This is a genomic window from Pontibacterium granulatum (genome assembly GCF_029961155.1).
Taxonomy (GTDB): domain Bacteria; phylum Pseudomonadota; class Gammaproteobacteria; order Pseudomonadales; family Balneatricaceae; genus Pontibacterium; species Pontibacterium granulatum.
Window position 1 is genome coordinate 1 of sequence record NZ_JASBRH010000040.1, and the last position, 20,842, is coordinate 20,842.

The 20,842-nt window shown below is 52.3% G+C and carries 22 protein-coding genes; 9 read left to right on the plus strand and 13 right to left on the minus strand.

Annotated elements, in window-relative coordinates; genetic code table 11:
* The first annotated feature begins 557 nt into the window (after positions 1-557).
* Both csy3 and cas6f read left to right on the plus strand, forming a co-directional pair.
* Positions 558-1,595 carry a type I-F CRISPR-associated protein Csy3 gene (gene csy3, locus QKW35_RS20630; protein WP_282356180.1) on the plus strand — a complete coding sequence of 346 codons (1,038 nt, stop codon included), beginning with the start codon at positions 558-560 and terminating at the stop codon, positions 1,593-1,595.
* Positions 1,592-2,224: a type I-F CRISPR-associated endoribonuclease Cas6/Csy4 gene (cas6f, locus tag QKW35_RS20635; protein WP_282356182.1), complete on the plus strand. Its 633-nt coding sequence runs from the start codon at positions 1,592-1,594 to the stop codon at positions 2,222-2,224. Before csy3 ends, cas6f begins: the two co-directional genes overlap by 4 nt.
* A 654-nt stretch (positions 2,225-2,878) precedes the next feature.
* Here the strand turns inward: cas6f and QKW35_RS20640 are convergent.
* From QKW35_RS20640 to QKW35_RS20650, 3 genes are all read right to left on the minus strand, one after another.
* Positions 2,879-3,097, minus strand: coding sequence for a hypothetical protein (locus QKW35_RS20640; RefSeq protein ID WP_282356184.1), 219 nt, complete (start codon positions 3,095-3,097; stop codon positions 2,879-2,881).
* A 364-nt stretch (positions 3,098-3,461) separates the two neighbouring features.
* Positions 3,462-4,766 carry a Na+/H+ antiporter NhaC family protein gene (locus QKW35_RS20645; protein WP_282356185.1) on the minus strand — a complete coding sequence of 435 codons (1,305 nt, stop codon included), beginning with the start codon at positions 4,764-4,766 and terminating at the stop codon, positions 3,462-3,464.
* A 346-nt stretch (positions 4,767-5,112) separates the two neighbouring features.
* Positions 5,113-5,370 (minus strand): RSP_7527 family protein, encoded by a 258-nt coding sequence (locus tag QKW35_RS20650; RefSeq protein ID WP_282356187.1) that lies wholly within the window; start codon positions 5,368-5,370, stop codon positions 5,113-5,115.
* Positions 5,371-5,598: 228 nt separating this feature from the next.
* Here QKW35_RS20650 and gcvA point away from each other — a divergent pair, with 228 nt between their 5' ends.
* On the plus strand, positions 5,599-6,510 hold the full coding sequence (gene gcvA / locus QKW35_RS20655) for a transcriptional regulator GcvA (RefSeq protein WP_282356223.1): 912 nt from the start codon (positions 5,599-5,601) through the stop codon (positions 6,508-6,510).
* Positions 6,511-6,573: 63 nt separating this feature from the next.
* Positions 6,574-8,556, plus strand: a complete 1,983-nt coding sequence (locus QKW35_RS20660; RefSeq protein ID WP_282356189.1) for a DNA topoisomerase III — start codon at positions 6,574-6,576, stop codon at positions 8,554-8,556.
* 10 nt (positions 8,557-8,566) lie between these two features.
* On the opposite strand, the gene QKW35_RS20665 is transcribed toward QKW35_RS20660, so the two are convergent.
* On the minus strand, positions 8,567-8,959 hold the full coding sequence (locus QKW35_RS20665) for a thiol-disulfide oxidoreductase DCC family protein (protein ID WP_282356190.1): 393 nt from the start codon (positions 8,957-8,959) through the stop codon (positions 8,567-8,569).
* Here QKW35_RS20665 and QKW35_RS20670 point away from each other — a divergent pair.
* The 4 genes from QKW35_RS20670 (at position 8,958) to QKW35_RS20685 (ending at position 11,791) form a co-directional block, all read left to right on the plus strand.
* Positions 8,958-10,037: a DNA alkylation repair protein gene (locus QKW35_RS20670; protein ID WP_282356192.1), complete on the plus strand. Its 1,080-nt coding sequence runs from the start codon at positions 8,958-8,960 to the stop codon at positions 10,035-10,037. The genes QKW35_RS20665 and QKW35_RS20670 overlap by 2 nt on opposite strands.
* A 246-nt stretch (positions 10,038-10,283) precedes the next feature.
* Positions 10,284-10,667, plus strand: coding sequence for a PH domain-containing protein (locus QKW35_RS20675; RefSeq protein WP_282356194.1), 384 nt, complete (start codon positions 10,284-10,286; stop codon positions 10,665-10,667).
* Between the two features lie 55 nt (positions 10,668-10,722).
* Positions 10,723-11,373 carry an SGNH/GDSL hydrolase family protein gene (locus QKW35_RS20680; RefSeq protein ID WP_282356196.1) on the plus strand — a complete coding sequence of 217 codons (651 nt, stop codon included), beginning with the start codon at positions 10,723-10,725 and terminating at the stop codon, positions 11,371-11,373.
* A gap of 100 nt (positions 11,374-11,473) precedes the next feature.
* Positions 11,474-11,791 carry a hypothetical protein gene (locus QKW35_RS20685; protein ID WP_282356199.1) on the plus strand — a complete coding sequence of 106 codons (318 nt, stop codon included), beginning with the start codon at positions 11,474-11,476 and terminating at the stop codon, positions 11,789-11,791.
* A gap of 7 nt (positions 11,792-11,798) precedes the next feature.
* Here QKW35_RS20685 and QKW35_RS20690 read toward each other — a convergent pair whose 3' ends face one another.
* The 9 genes from QKW35_RS20690 to QKW35_RS20730 all read right to left on the minus strand — a co-directional run bounded on the left by QKW35_RS20690 (position 11,799) and on the right by QKW35_RS20730 (position 19,758).
* A complete protein-coding gene (locus QKW35_RS20690; RefSeq protein ID WP_282356201.1) occupies positions 11,799-12,710 on the minus strand; it encodes a LysR family transcriptional regulator in 912 nt (303 codons plus the stop codon).
* Positions 12,711-12,938: 228 nt separating this feature from the next.
* Positions 12,939-13,358, minus strand: a complete 420-nt coding sequence (locus QKW35_RS20695) for a hypothetical protein (protein WP_282356203.1) — start codon at positions 13,356-13,358, stop codon at positions 12,939-12,941.
* A gap of 9 nt (positions 13,359-13,367) precedes the next feature.
* Complete coding sequence (locus QKW35_RS20700) at positions 13,368-14,024, minus strand: class I SAM-dependent methyltransferase (RefSeq protein ID WP_282356205.1); 657 nt, start codon at positions 14,022-14,024, stop codon at positions 13,368-13,370.
* 150 nt (positions 14,025-14,174) lie between these two features.
* Complete coding sequence (locus QKW35_RS20705) at positions 14,175-15,338, minus strand: glutathionylspermidine synthase family protein (protein ID WP_282356206.1); 1,164 nt, start codon at positions 15,336-15,338, stop codon at positions 14,175-14,177.
* Positions 15,338-15,925 carry a DUF1190 domain-containing protein gene (locus tag QKW35_RS20710; protein WP_282356207.1) on the minus strand — a complete coding sequence of 196 codons (588 nt, stop codon included), beginning with the start codon at positions 15,923-15,925 and terminating at the stop codon, positions 15,338-15,340. The genes QKW35_RS20705 and QKW35_RS20710 overlap by 1 nt, the downstream gene beginning before the upstream one ends.
* A gap of 15 nt (positions 15,926-15,940) precedes the next feature.
* Entirely contained in the window at positions 15,941-16,351 is a 411-nt protein-coding gene (locus QKW35_RS20715) for a DUF350 domain-containing protein (RefSeq protein ID WP_282356209.1), read from the minus strand.
* A 33-nt stretch (positions 16,352-16,384) separates the two neighbouring features.
* Positions 16,385-17,431: an ion channel gene (locus tag QKW35_RS20720; protein ID WP_282356210.1), complete on the minus strand. Its 1,047-nt coding sequence runs from the start codon at positions 17,429-17,431 to the stop codon at positions 16,385-16,387.
* A gap of 132 nt (positions 17,432-17,563) precedes the next feature.
* Positions 17,564-18,397: a beta-keto acid cleavage family enzyme gene (locus QKW35_RS20725; protein WP_282356212.1), complete on the minus strand. Its 834-nt coding sequence runs from the start codon at positions 18,395-18,397 to the stop codon at positions 17,564-17,566.
* Between the two features lie 20 nt (positions 18,398-18,417).
* Positions 18,418-19,758 (minus strand): aspartate aminotransferase family protein, encoded by a 1,341-nt coding sequence (locus QKW35_RS20730; RefSeq protein WP_282356214.1) that lies wholly within the window; start codon positions 19,756-19,758, stop codon positions 18,418-18,420.
* A gap of 125 nt (positions 19,759-19,883) precedes the next feature.
* Here QKW35_RS20730 and QKW35_RS20735 point away from each other — a divergent pair, with 125 nt between their 5' ends.
* A complete protein-coding gene (locus QKW35_RS20735; RefSeq protein WP_282356215.1) occupies positions 19,884-20,780 on the plus strand; it encodes a LysR substrate-binding domain-containing protein in 897 nt (298 codons plus the stop codon).
* Positions 20,781-20,842: the final 62 nt, after the last annotated feature.

Below are 20,842 nucleotides of genomic sequence, written 5' to 3' on the forward strand. Positions count from 1 at the left end.
CGCATTGGGTGACCTCACCCCCTGGGAATATCTGGCCAAACATGACCCGCTGGAAAACTCTAATTATGCGTGTAACTAATTAGGGGAGGTTTACACAGAAGGAGGCTTAAACTTTGTGCAAGCCGCATTTCCTTCTTCGTTTGCTGGAGGTGTTCTTCATCCACCGTCTCTTTATGAAAATAAAGACTGGTGTCAGCTGTACACTGATCCTCAGTCGCTGTTCGAGCGATTGGCGTGTCTCCCTAGGAATGGGTGTTGGGTATGCCCAGAGGATTCCGGGGCGCACAGCTTTGAAGAATTGATTTACAAGACCAGCCTAACTCCCTATTTAAAACCTGCGATGCTGGGCTTCGGATTGCTTGGCATGCCTATGAGTCGGGAAGGAAGTATCGAGCCCCTGCATGTATTTGCGGAACCTGTTACTGGTCTGGTTCGGTGCTTTTCCCCAATAGAGATTCGTATGGGAGGGGGAGATAAGTTCTACCGAAATGCATTTTGGGGAATGGTGGCTAGTGAGGAGGCTATGCTTATGAGAAAAGCATAGCAGGGTATTCAAAATGGACCTCTGTAAGCACTTAAGTTACACCGGGTCGCTTAGACCTGGAAAAGCAGTCTTCTTTTACAAAACCAAATATAGTGATTTCGAACCTCTACAGGTAGAGGTCAATAAAATCAGTGGCCAGAAGTGCTCCGTTACAGAAGGCTATACTTCGAACGGAGCACCAAAGAGTCTACAGCCGCAAGATTTAGCATACAGTAATCCGGTGGTGATTGAGAGCTGCTACGTTCCTCCTACTGTTTCTGAGCTTTTTTGTAGATTCTCCCTTCGCGTACTTGCTAATTCGTTGCAGCCGTCTAGTTGTAGTGATTCTGAAGTTTTCGCCCAGCTCAGTGAGTTAGCGCAGAGGTACAAAGCCTTGGGAGGGTATCGATATCTCGCTGAGCGATACTGTAAGAATCTATTTATGGGAAACTGGCTCTGGCGCAATCAGCACGCAAGAAGCCTTGAGATAGAAGTCATCACGTCGAGTAACAAACAATTTAAGATCATAAATGCTAATCGGCTAGATTGGTGCGCTGGATGGTCGGAAGAGGAGAACGGCTGTCTTAAACAATTGGCGGAAGAAATGGGTGCTGCTTTGTCTGATCCTTCTATGTACTGCTTTTTCGATGTAACAGCAAAGATTCAGACTGAGTTCTGTCAGGAAATAATACCGAGTCAATTATTCACTGAGAAAGTGCATCGTGGAGAGCCATCGCGGCAGTATGCCAAGGTTGAATGTCCTGATGGTAAACGTGCTGCTTGCTTTGGCGCCAGCAAGGTGGGGGCTGCATTGCAGCTAATTGATGATTGGTGGTGTGAAGACGGGGAGCGTCGCCTGCGTGTACATGAATATGGAGCCGATCGTAAGTTTGTAGTTGCCCAGCGACAGCCTGAACGGGGTAATGATTTTTATACGTTATTGAGAAAGGCTGAACAGCTATCTGATGAATTGGCATGTTTACGCGAGGGGCACCTAATCCCAGGAGATATACATTACCTAATGTCGGTCCTGATTAAGGCGGGTATGTTTCAAAGAGGTGGAGCAGCGTGAAACGTTATTTCTTTACGATAGACTTCCTGTTACCAGACTCGGATCCAGAGCTTCTTGCGGGGCGCTCCATTTCCGTTTTACACGGATTTCTCATCAGACGGGGATTAAATGGGATTGGAGTGAGCTTTCCCCTATGGAGCCAAGATAGTATTGGCCAGGCGATCGGATTTACTTCCACGGACGCAGAAAGTTTGTGTTCACTTTGCTCCCAGCCCTATTTCGAAAGCATGTCCTTGAACGGTTTCTTCAACCTATCTGAGGTGGCACCGGTCCCTGATGGCTTAGGGGAGGTGCGCTTTGTTCGCAATCAGGGGATCGCCAAGTGCTTTGTGGGTGAGCAACGTAGGAGGCTCGCACGTGCAAAGCGAAGAGCTGAGGCTCGTGGTGAGGTATTTGATCCCAAACGATTAAGCTTTGAACGAGAACTGGAACATTTTCACCGTGCTGTAATGTATAGCCAGAGTAAAGAGCAGCGATTTATTCTTCATGTTCAAAAAGAGCAGGCAAAAGAGGGGGCTTTTAGCTTTGAGTTCAATCATTATGGCCTAGCGACCAAGGAGCAGCAGCGAGGAACAGTACCTGAGTTAAGATCAGTGATTACCCAAAGTCTTCGTGAAAATAATAAGTGATTAAAAACATGCAGTTACATTTGATCGTGAGAAAAGGGCTTTTATCTATTTTGAAAGATATGCGTTTGATAACTATAGTTATTTTAAGCTAAGTTCATACCGTCCTGCCGCATAGGCAGCTGAGAAGCAGATCGTTACTGTCTTGGGGCCTTTGGTCTTGTGTCCTGCCGTATAGGTAGCTGAGTTAAGGACAGGAAGAAAGTAAGCTCAACGGTGAATACGAGTCTACCGAAAAGGTAGAGCAGTCAATAAAACCCTCAACATCAGTTGAGGGTTTTATTTTAAGTAATCCGAAAAACTTAGTAGTTTTATTACAGCAATAAAAGTAAACAGGAAATCTTTAACATTTTTGTAAGTTTATGGTTCACTTTAAGACTGTGTTTATGCTTCATTTGTTGCTATAGGTTATTGATACGTAATAGTGGTTATGCGGATTTATGCTACAAGCAACATCAATTCTCCCTGTAAATTCCCTTATTTTTCTGTCTTCGCTTGTGCGTAATATATGTGCTGCGTTCACTGTACGCGTCGTAGTGGTTTGCCAGGTAAGTTCATATTTCTGCAGAAGAGTATGGGCATAAGTCTTGGTCCTTAGTGAGGGGCTAAGGGCCGATGTGAGCTGATGGGTGTCGTTGCTAGTGAGTAGCGTGCGGCTTATGTAGCGAACTCAGCGCCTGCTATCACATGTTCATATGCGGCGCGTTCGTGGATGTCTGCGCCGTAATCCTCGTCCATGCAAAGCGTCATGCCGCATTTATCGCAGTTATAAACGGTGTGGTCACCGATATGCGCCACTTTATGTAATGAAGGTGAAGGTGCGGCCTCTTTGGCGGGGGTCAGGCAGCAGGTACAGTATTCTTTCCTTTCCAGCATAGTTTGAGTCCTTTATCACACGTACTTCTTGGTGAAAGTAGCTGTATGGTATGACCCGTTCGGCTATTACTTTGGCTGTGGTGCCGAATACTGAGAGTCCTAATCCTTATCAGGAGCCTGTCACGTAGCAAACAAGATATGTAGATACCCTGTTGTTTGTGACTGAAGTTTCATTTTATTTACTGCTGATTAAAAAAGTAGCCGCTGTTCCCTGTTCCGGATATAGGAAAAATTCTTAATTTTTAACAGCTTGGTTGAACTATTGTTCGCAAATTGATTGAAGCGAGGTCGCTTAATTTAGCGTGAGGGTAAGCGAAGGAGATATGGGGGAGCGTAAACCCGCAGATTTACGCCCCGCGAAGGATCAGCGTTTTGGACGACCCAAAAGGATGGAGATAATTGCGGCGATACCCAGGAGTGCGCAGTAGTAGATTGAGCCAACTAACTCCAGTGGCGACAGCTTGGCGATAGAGGCCGCCAGCAGCACTTGTGCACCGTAGGGTAAAAAGCCCTGAACCACGCAGGAGAAAATATCCATCAGGCTTGCGCTGCGTTTTGGATCTACGCCGTAACGGTTGGCGATATCTTTGGCTAGCGCGCCACTTAACACAATCGCAACGGTGTTATTTGCGGTTGCCACATTGGTCAGTGCTACTGCAGCGCCAATGCTGACCTCTCCGGAACGGGGTGACGGTTCGTGGTTGTGTTTACGGCGGGTGAGTCTGTCGATCATGCCCGCGATATATTCCACGCCACCCTGAGACTTCATCATCGCTCCCAGACCACCAATCAGCATGGACAGGATCAGGATCTCCTGCATACCGGTGTAACCTGCATAGATGTCCTTAGAAAACTGAGCAACGCTGTAATCGGGCAGCTGTGCCATGCCTACCACACCGGCGAACAGGATACCGCTGAATAGAACCAGCATGACGTTCAAGCCACTCAGCGCCATAACCAGCACCGCGATATAAGGCAGCACCAGCAGGATGTTGGTGTCGTCGGTGGTGCTGACTTCGCCGCTGCCGCCCATCGTGAACAGCAGCGCAATTGTCAGTGCCGCGGCTGGAATGGCGATCTTGGCGTTAAGGCGGAATTTATCACGCATCTCACAGCCCTGGGTGCGCGTCGCCGCAATGGTGGTGTCGGAGATAATCGACAGGTTATCGCCGAACATTGCGCCGCCAATTACGGTGCCGGCGGCCAATGCCATTTCAATACCGGTTGCATCCGCTACGCCGACTGCGATTGGCGCCATTGCGGCAATGGTACCCATTGAGGTCCCCATCGCTGTGGCAATAAATGCGCTGATCACAAACAGACCCGGCAGTACCAGTGGGTCGGGAATCAGGCTTAGTCCCAGGTTTACGGTGGCATCCACGCCGCCGATCGCTTTGGCTACACTGGCGAAGCCGCCTGCGAGCAGATAGATCACCACCATGGTGATGATGGTGTTGTCACCGATCCCTTTGATAAAGGTCTCGATACGTTCGTTTAAAGGACCTTTCGCCAGCAGCATGGCCAGCCAGATTGCAGGCAGGATCGCGACGGGAGCGGAGATCTGGTAGAAGGCAAATTCAACAGCCTGGTTCTGGTAGTAGATGCCGCTACCGATAAACATTGCCAGAAACAGCAATAGTGGGAGCAGCGCAATAGGTGACGGTTTCATCTTTGATTCCTGAAAATAGGTGCCGATCAGGCAGTATTCCTTTTTACCCGGTGACTTTTGGGGCCGGGTTCTAGGGGGCGTTTAGTGGGGTTGCCACGTATGCACCAGAGAATGTAGCGAGGGAGTGCCACGTTACCGGGCGGAATTATAAAGAAAGGGTAATAAACCGCTAAGACGGATTTCTTCTTTTATATTTCTAAAAGGAATATAAAGATGTTTTTTAAATTTCTCTATGGAATAAGAGTGGGCCCCATCCGAAGGGCAGGGAGCTTTGGGGCTGAAAGCGCAGGGAAGTGAAAAAAGAAAACAGGGGCCTAAAAGGTAGGCCCCAAAGAGGTGTGTTCTCTTAGTAACCTAAGAGGGTCCCGAAAGTCTTTTGCGGTTTGAAGTCCAGTTTGGATGCTGCTGTAGCAATCCGCTTAATCAAACCGAAAACAGATGTAACCATGAACATGACGACTTCCGCACGCATGACGTAAGCTTCCTGCATGTAGTAATCCACATCAGGTTCGCCATATTTATTTGTACGGATATCAAAATCACTGTTCATTTCATTCACCAGATAAAAAACTGTTACGTTGCCGGATAGTGGGGTAATGTTCACCAGCGTTGGTTCCTGTCTGAGATCTATGGCTCGGTAAAGCCCGTAGTGTCTGCATCTCAGCGTTGGAACGCTGTGTTGATGGCGGTTATACTAAAGTCTATGCGGTTAACGAACAAACGACAGTTTTTCAGCTTATTGATTAGAAAAATTCATCATTATAGCCTGCGTGAAACATCTTCATTCTGCGCAGGGATACCAAGTAGGTCAAAGTAGACCCGGGAGGTCGTTATCAGACGTTTACCCCCACTAAACGCCTTACGAAGTTTTGAGGCAGCGGCGCGTCTGGGTAGCTTTAATCAGGCGGCCGATGAGTTATTTGTAACACCTTCGGCGGTGAGTCATCAGGTAAAAGCGTTGGAAGCGTTTCTGGGGATGAGTCTGTTTCGTCGCGAGAAGCGTAAGGTGTTTCTTACAACCGCCGGTGAAAAATATCTGGTGGCGATTCAGTTGGCGCTGGATGAGATCGATAGCGCAACCCGCCGTTTGATGGCATCACCAAATGCGGGTGCCGTTAACATCGCGGTTGCACCCGCATTCCTGACCCGTTGGTTGGTGCCGCGGTTGGCCGATTTCCAGAAACAGTACCCAGATGTTGAACTGCGACTCAGCACCCTGTCGGGCCTGATCGATTTTGAGCATTCCGATACCGATATGGCGATCTATTTTGGCGATGGGCGCTGGAAGGGGGTAGAGGCTCACTTTATGCGTAACTCCGCCATCAAGCCGGTATGCAGCCCGCTTTTGCTGGAAGAGGGCAAACTGACCAAGCCGGAAGATCTGAAGAACCATACCCTGATCCATGTATCCAGCCGCAGCCAGGAGTGGCATCAACTGCTGCATCAGGAGGGGATTAGTTGGTCGCGGGATCAGAAAAGCCTGACCTTCTCCAACACATCGCTCGCACTGAATGCGGCGATGGAGGGCCTGGGTGTCGCACTGTCGGACAGTCAGCTGATCGAGCGTGAAGTGCAATACGGCCAGTTGGTGCAGCCGTTTGATATGGTGCTGCAGTCTGCCCGCAACTTTTACCTTGTGTACTCCAATAAACGTCAGCCTACCTTTGGTATGGAATCGTTTCGCGACTGGCTGATGGTGAAGATGGAAGAGTATCGCGAAACGGATACTGGCAATCAGGAATAAAGTTCGCTAGATTACTGTTTTTATATACAGTATCTATTTGCAGTTAGAGCAGCGAACACACGAATGATTCTCTACATCGCCGAAAAGCCCAGCCTGGGACGCGCTATTGCAGATGTGTTGCCACGCCCTCATAAGAAGGAAGATGGCTGTATCCGTGTGGGTAACGGTGATGTGGTGACCTGGTGTATTGGGCATCTGCTGGAGCAGGCAGAGCCCGATGCCTACGATCCCGCCTATAAAAAGTGGACGCTGGAAAGTCTGCCGATTGTGCCCGAGCAGTGGCAGTTGCAACCCAAGCCGAAAACCCGCAAGCAGTTAACGGTGATCCGCAAACTGATAACAGAAGCGGACCAGTTAGTACATGCAGGAGATCCGGATCGTGAGGGGCAGTTGCTGGTGGATGAGGTGATCGACTTTGTTGGCGTGCCCGCCACCAAAAAAGCCAGTATTCAGCGTTGCCTGATCAGTGACCTCAATGCGCCAGCAGTTAAGCGAGCGTTGAGTCGATTGCGTGATAACCGCGACTTTATCCCGCTCTCCGTATCGGCACTGGCACGTTCCCGTGCGGACTGGTTATACGGCATGAACATGACCCGCGCTTACACTCTGCAAGGCAAAAAAGCGGGCTATAACGGTGTTTTGTCGGTTGGCCGTGTGCAGACGCCTGTGCTGGGTCTGGTGGTGCGTCGTGATCGGGAGATTGAAGCGTTTCAGCCTAAACCGTTTTACGAGGTGATCGCTCACCTGCTGACCCCGGAAGGGGAGCGCTTTACTGCCAAGTGGCAACCCAGCGAAGCCTGCCGTCCCTATCAGGATGAAGACGGGCGGGTGCTATCCAAAGCGCTGGCGGACAATGTGGCGGGGCGCATCGGCAATAAGCCCGGTCAGTTGAGCAAACTGGAGCAGAAAGAGAAACAGCAATTCGCACCACTACCCTACAACCTCTCGTCGTTGCAGATAGACGCGGCAAAACGTTTTGGCATGAGTGCGCAGCAGGTGCTGGACAGTTGTCAGGCGCTCTATGAAAAACACAAACTGATCACCTATCCCCGCTCTGACAGTCGTTATTTACCGGTTGAGCAGCACAGTCAGGCTCCGTCGGTGATTGATGCGATTAATCGTAGCTGCAGCGCATTTGAACCCGCGAAAGCGTTATTGAATCCTTCCCAAAAGAGCAAAGCCTGGAATGATAAGAAAGTGGATGCACACCACGCGATCATTCCAACGGCAAAAAGCACGGATTTGGATCGCTTGGGAAAAGCGGAGCGACAGATATACGAACTGGTCGCACGTCAGTATCTTTACCAGTTCCTGCCTCCATATAAATACTTTGAAACTAAAGCGGAGATCATCATTGAGGGTGGGCGTTTTACCGCATCCGCGCGGCAGCCGTTGGAGCCGGGTTGGAAAGCGCTGGCTGGCAAGCAGACCGATAAGGACGATCAGGAGTTGCAGCTTTTGCCGCCGCTTACCCAGGGGCAGTCACTGCACTGTGAGCGTGGAGAGGTGTTGGAGAAAATGACCCAGCCGCCCAAACACTTCACGGATGCTACCTTGCTGGCGGCTATGACCGGTATCTCCCGATTTGTGACCGACAGCGAAATTCGCAAGGTGTTGAAGGATACCGATGGCTTGGGAACAGAAGCCACCCGCGCCGGTATTATCGAATTGTTGTTTAAGCGCGGATTCCTGCGCCGCGAAGGTAAAGCGATCCGTGCAACCGAAGCTGGTTGTGGTTTGGTGGATGCGCTGCCGGATAGCGCATCGAAGCCCGATATGACCGCCCACTGGGAATCCCAGCTGGATGCGATTACGCAAAAGCAGGCCAACTACCAGAGCTTTATGGCACCCTTGCTGACCCGGTTAAATGAGTTGATAGCCCAAGCGGTCACGACCGTCCCAACCAGTTTAAAAGGATTGCCATCAAGTCCTGTCAAACTACGTCGTAAACGCAGTAGCTCGGTTGCACGTTCGGGCTCGGGTGTCGGAAAAACAGGTCGCAGTGCATCGGGCACATCATCCCGCAAGTCAGTCCAAACAGCCTGATCTCACCCTGTTAACGGGGCGGGCAATGGGGTGGTAAGCGGCCATCCCGACGTAAGCGGCGTCGAGTCGCATGTGCATAGTAGCGTTGGCTGAGTCTGTATATAAAAGGATGTTGCAGGAGCCAGGCCAAAGGGCGGAAGAGCAGGCTGCGAGACCAGAGACAGATAAACGCATCGAGCCCTTTGATTACCGAGCCGTCGTCGGTTACCAGGTGTAACTCAAGCATGGCATCAATCGGTTTAATGTTGTGCTCATGTAACCAAAGTTCCTGGTGGGTGATATCAAACCAATGGATGTTCGGGTCTTTGCAGATACGCTTAAATTGCGCCATCTGACGCAAGCAGATAGGGCATAGCCCGTCATATAGCACCGTTACGTGCTTATAATTTTGGGAGTCTTTCATGTCTCAAGCCCTCAAGGATGCTTACGACCAAACCTATATCGATCGGGTAGCGCAAGCTTGTAGCAAAGCCCATCCATCGTTTCCAGCCGAGCGTTTTGTCCAGTCTGTCTTCGACGATCAGTGGCAGGCGCGTGAACTCAAATCACGCAGCCAACATATTCGTCACTGTTTGCATCAGGCGCTGGATATGCCCTATGAAAAGGCGATCACCGTTTTGATGGAGGTGGCGCCTGAGTTTGGGGGGTATGAAGCCCTGTTCTTTCCCGATTTTGTGGAAGCCTACGGTCAGCAGCATTGGGATCTTTCGATGGAGGCTATGCAGTGGCTGACCCGTTTCTCCAGCGCCGAGTTCGCCGTGCGTCCATTTATTCAAAATGATCCTATTAAAATGATGGCACAGATGCAGGCGTGGAGTGAGCATGAAAACGATCATGTGCGCCGTCTGGCCAGTGAAGGATCGCGGCCTCGACTGCCCTGGGGGCAAGCGTTGCCGATATTCAAAAAAGATCCATCACCCATCTTGCCGATACTGGAAAATCTAAAGCAGGATGACAGCGACTACGTGCGCCGCAGTGTGGCAAATAATCTCAACGATATCGCCAAAGATAATGCTGAGGTCACCATCGATTGGGCCAGGCGCAACCGATCACAACACCCGCACACCGACTGGATCATCAAACATGGTTGTCGCACATTGCTCAAGCAGGCGCATCCCGAAGTGCTGGCGCTGTTTGGGTACCATCCTGCAGACGAAATTGAGGTCAGTACACTTTGGCTAGGGCAGGCCAGTATCCGGATTGGTGACACACTGAGCTTTGAATTTACGCTAAATGCGTGCAAGGGCCAGCTTGGCAGGCTGCGTATCGAATACGGGATCGACTATGTGAAGGCCAACGGTCAGCTCAGCCGGAAGATATTTAAGATCTCCGAGGGGGAGTTTGATGGGCGGGAGAGATTGTTTGGCCGCAGTCAGAGCTTTCGTCAAATGACAACGCGTAAGCACTATCCTGGCGTACACGGAGTAGCAGTGTTGATTAACGGTGAAGAGAAGGCTCGGGCTACGTTTGAGCTGAAGTGATTTATACCATTGCCTTGCGGCTTGATTATTTGCGCTGAGAGGGGATTGATCAGCGTGATCCAGGTTGGTCAAAAACTCGGGCATCACCTATAAAACCATGCAGTTGATGCTGTTTTTGTCATGCGCCGCTGATATTCTGGTATTAAACCCAGTGTTGATCCTAGGTGGTATTGTACTCGGACTGCTTTTCAGTTGCCGTTCAGTCTCACGGGGGCAAGCTGGTCTCAAATTGATGGAGGTACAGGTATGGGATTGTTAGATGGACTGCTGGGTAATGCCAGCGATGTGGATATCGATGAACTGAAAGAGGAACTGGAACCGGTCCTCTACGAGGGTGAAGAGATTCGTCTGGCGTACAAGGTGATTCGTGATAAGTACGTGTTTACCGAGTCACGTCTGATTCTGATCGATATTCAGGGCATGACCGGCAAAAAAAGGGAATACCTGACAATTCCATACAAATCGATTGTGCGCTTTGCCGTTGAAACTTCAGGGCACTTTGATATCGATTCCGAGCTGAAGCTTTGGCTGTCCGGTATGTCCGAACCGATGGTGAAGGAGTTCAAGGGCGGTGAGTGTATCATCGAGATCCAAAAAGCCCTGGCCGCAGGTATGTTCGGCAAAGCGTAACCGTTGGTTCGTTCTTTGTTAGGAAACCAACAGCGTTTTCAAGGAGGGAATAACAGTGTTAAAAAATGTACTGGTGTATTCCGATTCACTCACCTGGGGGATCGTGCCGGGAACGCGCCAACGTCTGGATTTTGATCAGCGTTGGCCGGGTGTATTGGAAAACGGCCTGATCCTGGATGAGCATCATGTGCGGGTGGTGGAGGATTGCCTCAATGGCCGCCGTACGGTGCTGGAAGACCCGTTCAAAGCCGGGCGTAACGGCCAGGAAGGCTTGGCGCAAACGATCGAGAAGCACTCTCCGCTGGCGTTGGTGATCATTATGCTGGGCAATAATGATCTACAGTCGATGCATACACACACCGCTTGGCATGTTGCTCAGGGTATCGCGTCCCTGATCGATGAAGTTAGAAATGCACCCATCGAACCGGGGATGCCGCAGCCTCCGATTCTGGTGGTGTGTCCCCCGGTGATTCAGTCGCCGAAAGGGCCGATTGCCGATAAGTTTGTCGGGGCGGAAGAGAAAGCCGTGGGGCTCGCCCGCGAGATGCGTAATGTGGCGGCGACTAAAGAGGTTCACTTCTTTGATGCGGCAACGGTTACGTCTACCAGTCCCGTGGACGGCGTGCATCTGGATGCAGACCAGCACTTTGCCTTAGGCCGGGCATTGGTCGATGTGGTTGACCCGATTCTGGCGAGGGATTTTTGATCCAGATCCGAGTCGCATCGGGATTTTTTCTGGTTCCCACGCAGAGCCTGGGAACCAGAAATATTTACAACTCTGATAAGCACTCAGCAAGGATGCCGAGATGAATACCAAAATGCTGATACTGGCGCTGTGCGTCAGCCTGTCAACGCCTTCTGTCGCTGTTCCGAAAGAGGCCAAACGCTACACCATCAAATGGCAGGAGCAATCCAATCGAGTCCTGTTTGACTCCGTATGTTACACCTACCCTGAGGGCAGCATTCCCTATCGACGTTGTCGGGCGCAAGCGAAAAAGCACTTTACCCAGCAGTGCCGGGTGTTTTCCGAGAAATACAGCCAGACACGGGCACCCTACAACAAGACGTACAAAAAGAAGCGTGACAAGTTCTGTCACGCTGCTGATCGCTATTTTCCGCTTTGATCTGCCGCTATTGATTGGCGGGCTTCATATCCGCCACCCAAGGGTGGTCGGCGAGCATCTGGATCAGGTGATCAATAAAGAGGCGAACTTTTGGGCTCAGGTGACGACGGCTTGGGTAAAGGGCATGTACCTCTGTCCCAGGCAGGTGGAACTCTTCCAGTACCTGTACCAGCGCACCGCGTTCAACTTCGCCGCGGCAGAACGCTTTGGGTAGGCGGGCGATGCCGAGACCCTGTACAGCCATGTCGCGCATAAACATCAGGTTGTTGGCTTTCAGGCGGGCGGAGATCGGCACCGGTGCGCCATTGTTCCAGTTTTCAAACTCCCAGTGCAGGCTATTGGACAAACGACCCAGGCAGGAGTGCTGGGCTAGCTCGCCTGGGTTGCGCGGGGCAGCGTTGCGGTTGATGTACTCAGGAGATGCATACAAACCACTGGAAATCGAGGCGATCTTACGGGCGATCAGGCTGGAGTCATCCAGATGACCGACACGCAATGCGAGATCGATCCCTTCCTCAATCAGGTCAGCCAGCCGAGTCGACAGTTCCAGCTCCAGTTGAATCTTCGGATAGCGGCGCATAAAGTCCGCGATCACATCGTTCATCAGGAAGATGCCCATCTCTGGTGGCATGGTGATACGCAGGCGGCCCTGAGGCTCCGAGTGGTGGGCGGATACCAGATCGGGTAGCTGTTCCAGTTCATCGATCAGAGGGCGGCAGCGCTCAAACAGTTCCTGGCCTTCATCGGTGAGTTTTAGCTTGCGGGTGGTGCGTTGCAGCAGGCGTACGCCGAGGTCGTCTTCCAACTGGCCAATGCGGCGGCTGATGGTGGATTTCTGGATACCCAGCGTTTCGGCAGCGGCAGTGAAGCTGTTTGTTTCGACAACACGCAGGAAGAGACGTACATCGTTCAGGTTCATAAAGCGCTTTTTCCAAGGATAACAAAAAGGACCGGCCTCAGTTCACGGTGTTTGGTCTGGGGCAAATGGCATTAGATACATCGGATTGTAGCGTAAAATGGAACAATCAGATGCGAGTATGGAGCAAAGCTCCCGAATAGGCAAAGCGGTTGAGCTGTTTGCTTGGCTTTCGGAGGGGGAGTGGGATAAACCGGAGTTGAGGTCAGGTGTGGGAAGGAGAGCGGCGAATCACCACTCATCCATCTCCAGGTCGTACAGGCGTTCCACTGCATCTTTCAGGTGGAAAATCAGGTCGGTGTAACGATTGCTGTCCGCTTCTATATCGATTTCACCCAGACGATCGGCGGTTGCTTCCAGGCTTTCACCACGGTAATCCACACCGTGGTCATCCATCAGCCACGCCATCAGTGCAGTCACTTCAGGCGCCGTCTGAACCATGTCCAGGTCATCCAGGTAGTATGCGCGTGCCCGCTTTAGCAGTGGCATCAGAGGACTGTTGTCGTCGGTTTTAACGTACAACTCCAGCAGATCACCTGCCTGAGCGATGCGGTAGTCCGCAGCGCCGATTGCGATAGCATCGAGCTCGGCGATGTTCGCGAAGGCTTGCAGCTCGGCGCTGCTGGACTGGTAGTTACGCAGGATGAACATGAGGCAACCTTAGCGGATTTTACGTACAACATTCATGCCGTCGCGGACGGTCAGGAACACGTTTTCCACGTTAGGGTCATCGGCGATGCGGCGGTTCATCTCAACCAGCACATCGTCGATCTCTGATTCCGGTTGCAGTACCTTGCCGGACCACAACACGTTATCCAGCACAATCAAGCCACCCGGACGGGTCAGTTCCAACACACGTTCGTAGTAGTTCAGGTAGTTACGTTTATCCGCATCTATGAAGGTGAAGTCCAGCTCGCCCAGTTCACCTTTCTCTACCAGATCATTGATGGTGTCCATGGCGCGGCCAAAGATCACTTCGATCTTGTGGCCATGGGGGCTGCGATCGTAGAACGTTTGGGCGAACTCAATGGCGCGTGGGTTGGTTTCACAGCAAATCAGGCGGCCATCGTCCGGCATCGCTTCAGCGATTGAGAGCGCGGAGTATCCGGTAAACATACCGATCTCCAGGCAGTTCTTTGGCTGTGCCAGTTGTACCAGCATTTTCAGTGTACGGCCGACCAAGCGGCCGGACAGCTTCTGCGGCCACCCCATGTTTTTGTTGGTTTCGTCGATAAGTTCTTGCAGCAGTTCCGGTTCACGGGTGGTGTTCAGGAAGGCGTAATCTTCGATAGCTTCGTTAACAAGGAAGTCGGACATGGGGGTTAGGGTATCTCTCTTAACATCACGTTGCTGGCCCAGGCCTCCATCGGTTTGGAACCGTCGGTAGGTGTCAGGCTAAATCGGCAGAGAATAATATCACTTTCCAGGCAATCCGCGATAATCGCTTTTGCACTCGCATCACAAACCTCACAAGATGATGTGTGGCAGAAAACGGGACAGATCTTGGGTGATCGGACTACTGTCTTCGCGAATCGAGATGCCTGCAGGTTGGTCATTCACCAGCCAGGAGCCGATCAAGGTATGGTTGTCACCAAAGCGCGGTAATGGGTGCCAAGCCTGAATTACATAACCCTCTTTGCCGTACGGACCGTCACTGGCCAATACCGTCTCTCCGTTGTCATGTACGGAGACGTTGGCACCTTCACGGGAGAAGATCGGCTTACGTACGTACTTGCTCAGGCTGCTTGCCTTCGGATCATCTTCAAAAAATGCGGGCAGCAGGTTGGGGTGATTCGGAAATAGCTTCCACAACATCGGCAGCAGGGCTTTGTTGGAGATGATCGACTTCCAGAGTGGCTCGAGAAAACGGCAATGGCTGCCAGCCACATTTTTACCGTACTCTTCGCGCTGCATGTACTCCCAGGGGTAGAGTTTAAACAACCAGCTGATGTTGTTGTCCTTCAAGTCGGTAAAGCGGTTTCGGTCGCTCAGGCCGATATCTTCCACGTAGACGAAGTCACAGGCTATTCCTGCCTGCTCAGCGCAATCCTGCATATATTGCACGGTGCCTCGATCTTCATCGGTATCTTTGCAGCAGGCAAAGTGTAGGGTGTGATCGGGCATCTGTTGTTTGAGTTGGGCGAAGCGATTGATCAGCAACTCCTGCAGCGCGTTAAACTGGTCGGCCTCGCGACTGATGTTGCCGCTGTTTACCTGATCTTCCAACCACAACCACTGCCAGAAACCAGTTTCATACAGGCTGGTGGGTGTGTCCGCGTTGTTCTCGTAAAACTTGGCAGGGCCATCGCCGTCGAAAGCCAGATCAATGCGGCTGTAGAGGCTAGGTTCGCGGGCGTACCAGGAGCTGGCGATCTGATCCCAGAAAGACTCTGGAATGCGGAATTTCGACAGCAGCTCTTCGCTACGCACTACCTGATCGACCACCTCCAGACACATCTGGTGAATTTCTGCGGTGGGATCTTCGATCTGTTGTTCGATTTGTGCCAGGGAAAACTGATAGTAAGCGGTTTCGTCCCAGTAGGGGGCGCCGTGCATGGTGTGGAAGTGAAAGCCAAACTCTTTGGCTCTCAGCTTCCAGTCGGGACGTTCTGGCGTTGGGATGCGCAGCATCATCCGCCCCAGGATGATTTGCTGGAGATGGTTTTGCCAAAACCGCCACGCCCCAGAGTGCGAGAGCTGCCTTTCAGTGGGGTAAACGCCTTGCTACTGACCTGGGTTTTGTATTTGCTGGCGTCACCGAACAATGTACCGTTGGCTCCTACCCACTTGTTGTAGGAGTTGGCGCTTTTGCTTCTACCCAGCGGTTTGGGGTGGTCAAAGTCCAGGTCAAATTCATCGCTGGTCTGTTCGTTTTCACCGATCATGAAGCCAGCCATCAACGGGTAAAAATAACGGGCGCGTTGCTCACAGCCGTTGTAGCCAAAGTCATATTCACAATCGCGCATGGAAAGGTAGCGCGGTTGTGTGCGGTGCCACTCGGAGAGTGCGTTTTGGTAGGCCGTTTCACAGCGTTGCAGGTCAAGTGGATTGTCCAGCTCACACTCGGCAACGGTGCGATAGATAAAGGCATCGGTGCTGTCACAGCCGCTCAGTACGGCACCACCGCCGATCACAATGCTGACCTTGGCAAGCTGGGCTGCAGACAGGTCTGGCAGCTTACGCATCTTGCCGAGGTTTATCTGTCGGGATCTTTTCATCCTTGATGCCCTCCCTTAGTAGGTCAGAGACGCGGCGTTAAGGATGCCAATCGCGATGGATACGGCGCCCAGGACGATACCTGCTGGGGTTTCATTGTCCTGAATGCGCTGACTGACCAGCGGCATAAACATCCGTACAACAAAATAGGCGATGATCTGTGCAACCAAGGCAACGACTGCCCACACAGCAAAATCCATCAGGGAGACAGAGTTGCTGGCGGCGCTTCCCAGCGCAATGGAGAAACCGATCACTGCACCACCCAGGGCGCACGCCGCTGCGCTGTTTTGATTTTTTACCAGCGCCCATTCGTCGTAAGGGGTAAACAGGGTATAGAGAAACTTGAACAGCAGCAGGGCGACCAGAGATAGGCCGAAATAGAGTGCAAAGTTAAACAGACCGTTCAGTAGAGGCTCGAAAGCTTCCATGCGGGGCTCCTATCTAAAAACTAAAAAGTTGTTTCAACGAGATGCAAGTGCAGCCCAGTCGAAGGTTTTAATTCGGTTGTCGGCGATATAGTAGATCGTACAACCTGCCTTTACGCGCTGGTCCAGCGAAGGATTCACTTCCGGGCGGCCGTCTGAGTCCAGGTCCACGGCAATCAGTGTCGCACCGTAGTTCTCTTTCAGGGGCACGTACAGGTCGCGTACACAGATCTCCGGCAAGCCGTCAGGATACTGGATGGAGTATTGGGTCATACCTTCGGCCGCACTCAATAGTTCTCGATGTAGGCAGCTTGAACCCGGATCCATTGCTGCTTTGACCATCAGTTCGGTAGATACGGAGGGTGTGCACTCAATGCTGGGGCAGTGCTCTTTCAGCAGGCGTGCCAGAGAGTCATCACGGAAAAAGGCGATGATGTGTGCCTTGCGGTTCAGACCATAGGCGTAGAGGCCAGCGGTCAGGGTGAAGTCGTCCTGAGCGGTGTCGATTATGATGGTCGATGCTTCGTTAATGCAGGCGCGATCCATGTCGCGGTCATCGTTAAATGCTTTGGCACGGATAAATTCAATTTCGCCCGGCATCGGGTTTTCTGTCAGGTCGGTCACGCAGAGGCAGATTTTGCGGCCTTTATTTTGGGCGGCTTCCAGCAGAAGCAGGCGTAACATGTCGGGGGTGCGTTGTTCGTCCCAGCCGATAACCAGGATGTGATCACGCAGGTTCAGATCTTTCAGACCCATAATTCCTTTTCTCCACTGATAGGCACTGAATGCGGCCACTTTACCCGCTGTCAATGCAAACAGGCTCAGGCCAAATGGGATAACAAAGAAGGCAACAATGAATTTACCTTCGGGCGTTGTAGGTGAGAGGTCGCCATAGCCCACCGTAGAGGCGGTTACCAGCAGCCAGTATAAAAACTCACTACCGGTGAGCGCGTCTTCGTTGGCGGCAGACAGTAAAAGCCAGGCCAGCAGAATGTAAAACAACACCATCATTACGATGGCATGCCAGTTCATCTGCTTGAAGTGGCGGTCAACCAGTTTTCGTAGATATCGTAACAGCAGCACGGCAATCGAATTTCCTTACTCGTGAAGAGTGAGATCATACTGTGCCGGTCAAAAGGGTGCCAGAGGCGGGTTCGGGGAAGGACACTGGCTGCCCGGTTGTTACGGGCAGCCAGTGTCGTTACGGTTTACAGATTAGAACAGCTGACGGAACTGTTTCGCGTTGATGATTGGTCGTCCCATGGATTGGGCAATACGAGCTGCCTGGGCAATCAGGGTGGCATTGCTTTCGGCCTGGTTGCCGTGCTTGTCATGTAGGTTGTTTTCAAAACCAACCCGTACATCGCCGCCCAACGCGATCGCTGCCGCGGCGCAAAGGTGCTCTTTGGCGCCAAAGGCACAGACCGCCCATGGTGTGTCGTCGGTGTGCGCCATCAGCATCGGCAACAGGTCTTTGGGTTCTGATTGCAACGTTTTGCTGTAACGCCCCAGTACGAACAGCAGATGATGTTTATCAGTGGGTAGCACGCCTTCTGCTTTGAGTTGGTGATAGCGGCATACATCATCTGCGGAGTAGAGAATAAATTGAGCGATGATGCCGCTATCCCGAACCCAGCTGAGAAATTCCTGTCCGCGTGTTTTGTCCGCGTCGCCGTCGGTTGGGATCAGCTCTTTGACAGCAAATGAAGCCGCTTCCGGCTGAAGCTCGCGGATCAGGTGGATCTGTTCATCCGGCGTAAACTGGCCAACGGCTTCGGTGGTAAGCTGGATAACAACGTCACTACCCAGTTCGGCACGCACCGCGTCCATGAACTGGCGGTTGATCGCCGGATCAAGGGTATGTTTGCCCTCTGCATCACGGGCATGCAGGTGTACAACAGCGGCACCCGCTTCAACCGCAGCACGTGATTCACAGGCTGCGGTTTCCGGTGTAACCGGCAAGCGAGGGTGATCTGTCGGCATTCGGCGTGCCCCGTTAGGCGCGACAATCAGCGTTAAGGGTTGGGTCATGGTGTTGTCCTGGTCCATGTGGCTTTCCTCTCTTCCTCTTATACCGTGCAGCATACTTGGCTAATTGCAGAGTCTACCGAGTGTTTTAGTTTGCTGACCAGCTCATCTACGTGATGTTCATTGATGATGAATGGTGGTGCCAGCAGAATGTGGTGCCCCTCGCGACCGTTGATCGTACCGGACATTGGATAACACATCAGGCCGTTGGCCATCGCTTCCTTCTTGATCAAAGTATGGATGGCGGAACCTGCGGGCAGCGGCTGCTTGGTCTTACGGTTGGCAACAAGCTCCAGGCCGATAAACAAACCACGGCCACGGATATCGCCGATATGTTCGTGATCACCAAAGGCTTTCTGCAGTGCGTGTCTCAATGTATTGCCCATCACCTGCACGTTGTTTAGCAGCTTGTCATCCTGGATGGTGTGCTGAACCGCAAGCGCGGCAGCGCAAGCAACCGGATGGCCCATGTAGGTGTGGCCGTGCTGGAAGAAACCGCTGCCATCCGAGATGGCGTCAAAGATCTTCTGTTGCACCATGATTGCCCCGATCGGCTGGTAACCCGCCGCCAGGCCTTTCGCCATGGTGATCAGGTCGGGGATGACGTCATCCTGCTCGCACGCGAACAATGTGCCGGTCCGGCCCATGCCACACATCACTTCATCCAGAATCAGCAGGATGCCATATTGGTCACAGATCTCGCGGATACGTTTCAGGTAACCTGGTACCGCAGGTACGGCACCCGCTGTTGCCCCGACGACCGGCTCTGCCACAAATGCAGCGACATTCTCGGGTCCCAGCTCCAGCAGTTTCGCTTCCAGTTGATTGGCCATACGCTGGCCGTACTGAAACTCCGTTTCACAGTCCTGCTGACCGCGGTAGGCGTAACATGGATCGATATAGTGGGCTTCGGTCATCAGGGATGCAAAAGGTTCGCGCCGCCACTGGTTGCCACCGATACCCAGGGCGCCCAGCGTATTGCCGTGGTAGCTCTGGCGACGGGTAATGTAAAGGTGACGTTTGTTCTCGCCGCGTTCCAGGAAGTACTGGCGTGCCATCTTCAGTGCGGCTTCGACGGACTCTGAGCCACCGGAGGTGAAATACACCTTGTTCAGGTCGCCGGGCGCCTGTGAGGCCAGAAACGCTGCCAGTTGCTCGGCCGGTTCTGAGGTAAAGAAGCCGGTATGAGCAAAGCTCATTTCTTGCACCTGTGACTGCACGGCCATGATTACACGCGGATGACCGTAACCGAGGCTGGTAACCGCTGCGCCGCAGCTGCCGTCCAGATATCTCTTGCCGTTCTGGTCGATGAGGTAAGGGCCGTCTCCGCCTACAGCGGTGGGAAGTGTGGCGTGGCAGTGGCGATGAAATACGTGTGACATAATGTGTTTAGGCTGCAAAGTTTATGTTGGGTTGCTTTGCCTGTATTAAAGAGGGCTTCGCTTCGTTCAACAAACGACTTATTATCGAGGGGTATGAGTATTTGGAATGACTTAGAGGGTTCGGGATGCGACGCCATCTACCCCCGTTAAATGCGCTTAAGGCGTTTGACGCCGCAGCGCGACACCTGAGTGTGACCGCTGCTGCCGATGAGTTGTGTGTAACTCAGGGAGCGGTGAGTAAGCAGATCCGCCAATTGGAGAGTGCATTGGGTGTTGGTCTGTTTGAACGGAAACCCAACGGTATAACGCTAACCGAAGCCGGGGCTCAGTACCTGCCGTTTGTTTCGGCAGCGTTGGACTCTCTGGATTCGGCCACGGAACAACTACAAAGGGGAACGCGGCAGCGCGAGAGGCTGTTGTTAAGCGTAACCCCGTCGTTCACGAGTAGTTGGTTAATATCGCGTATTCATGCGTTTGAGCAGCAGCATCCCCATCTGCAGGTTGATCTGATCACCGGCGACGGTCGGCCCGACTTTTCCGGTACGGAGGTGGACCTGGCTATTCGTTGTTTACGCCCTGAACGAGCAGGCCAGTATCACCGCCTTTTGCTTAGTGAACGTTTGTTATTAGTGGCCTCACCCGACCTGCTTGCCTGTACCCCGGTCCAGCAGCCGGTCGATATTTTGCAGCACCGTTTGCTAACCCAGGTTACGCGCCCGGGGATGTGGGATGAGTTCCTCCATACCTTAGGGCTTGACGGTTCCCCTGCACGTCATGGCGCTGGCTTTGAACACTTCTTTATGTCGATCAAAGCGACGGAAGAGCAGCTGGGACTGGGATTGGTACCTGACTTCCTGGCGCAGGAGTCCATAAATGAGGGGCGACTGATCAACCCGTTGGGGCTCAGCATGATGAGTGGATTTGCCTATTACCTGTTTTGCCCGGGCTACAAAGTAGAGCTGTTGAAGGTGATCCAGTTCAGGGATTGGTTGGCGCAGGAGCTGATTTCAGCGCCGCTGTGACAGATCAAATGAAGATATTTGCAGGAATATCCCGGCTTCGGCTTTAGGCGGGTGGGTGAGTC